The sequence below is a fragment of the Pseudomonas sp. KCJK9000 genome, from assembly GCF_046230725.1.
GTDB lineage: Bacteria > Pseudomonadota > Gammaproteobacteria > Pseudomonadales > Pseudomonadaceae > Aquipseudomonas > Aquipseudomonas promysalinigenes.
Genome location: NZ_JBJJLN010000134.1, coordinates 1 through 665 on the forward strand (window position 1 = coordinate 1; position 665 = coordinate 665).

The following is a 665-nucleotide window of genomic DNA, read 5'->3' on the forward strand; positions in this document are numbered from 1 at the left end:
CGTTACGAGTACGACAAAGCCATCCGCCTGACTGCGCTGGTCAATGAGAACAACGCGACCTACAGCTTTGCCTATGACGCTTCGGACCGACTGAGTGAAGAAGTGCGGGTGGACAACCTGACCCGGCGCTTCAGCTACAACGTCGGTGGCCACCTCACCCGACTGGATGAAATCGGCTACGGCGAAAATGCCGAGCGCCCCGAGCGGCGCACGCTGTTCGAGCGCGACACCATTGGCCGGTTGGTCGGCAAGATCAATCTCGATTCCCAGCAGCAGTTCACGTATGACGAGGTTGACCGCTTGCTGAGCATCGAGCGGCAGCCCAGTGGCATGGGCAAGCAGCTTGGGGAACCGTCTGGACTTCAATGCGCGGCAGTTCGACAAGGTCAAGGGCAACCGGATCAAGCAGTGGCGTGATCAGGAATATCGCTACGACCCGTGGGCAACCTGATCGAGAAGCGCTCGGGGCACAGCAAGTTGCAGTACTTTGCCTATGACTGCGAGAACCGGCTGGTTAAAGCTGAAACGTATGTCGGTGGCAGGCTGGAGAGCACCGGGCAGTACCGGTATGACAGTCTGGGACGGCGGGTGGCCAAGCAGGCGGAGATCAACGGCGAAGTCGAGCACAAGCGCTTCCTCTGGCAGGGTTTGAGGATGCTGCGCGA

The 665-nt window shown here is 59.8% G+C and carries 1 pseudogene; it reads left to right on the top strand.

The features are described 5' to 3' along the window. Positions 1–665 (top strand): annotated as a pseudogene (locus tag ACK59H_RS22945) (RHS repeat domain-containing protein); the annotation flags it as partial.